We start from the raw sequence: 694 nt of genomic DNA, 5'->3' as shown, positions 1-694 counted from the left end.
CATATCGATAGCTGCTTGAGCACTCGCATTGTCTTCACCAAATCACTCAAACGAACCCACATCCACACACTCACCTGATAACCCAGTCTGTTCACTCAACAAAAAAAAAAAAAAAACACCTAAAAAAACAACGTCACACATCAAAAAAAAAAGAAACCTCATAGTACACCAAAAAAAAACCTAGAAAAAAAAATTCTCGCGAGATGCATCAATTACCTTGTTCATTTCACCAAGAATATGAATACGAGCATCGTGTGCCTGCTTAAGTGCGATATCCATGATCTGCTCATTGATACCTTCGATCTTGATATCCATCTGCAAAGCAGTAATACCTTCGTCAGTACCCGCTACTTTAAAGTCCATATCGCCTAAGTGATCTTCATCACCCAAGATATCAGTCAGAACGGCAAAGTCATCACCTTCTTTAACCAAGCCCATTGCGATACCCGCAACTGGCGCAGCTAAAGGTACACCCGCATCCATCATTGCCAAGCTGCTTCCGCAAACACTTGCCATTGAGCTAGAACCGTTAGATTCTGTGATTTCAGATACACAACGAATTGTGTATGGGAATTCCTCAGCGGTAGGCATAAGCGCCTGAAGACCACGCTTAGCCAACTTACCATGACCGATCTCACGACGACCTGGAGGACCCATACGACCACACTCACCAGAGTAAGGAGGGAAGTTGTAG

The 694-nt window shown here is 43.7% G+C and carries 1 pseudogene; it reads right to left on the bottom strand.

Annotated features, from left to right (window positions below):
• Positions 1–180: 180 nt before the first annotated feature.
• Positions 181–694 (bottom strand): annotated as a pseudogene (locus A3766_RS08590) (polyribonucleotide nucleotidyltransferase); the annotation flags it as partial.

It is taken from the genome of Oleiphilus sp. HI0132 (assembly GCF_001635845.1).
This window is presented reverse-complemented; position numbering and strand designations above follow the sequence as displayed.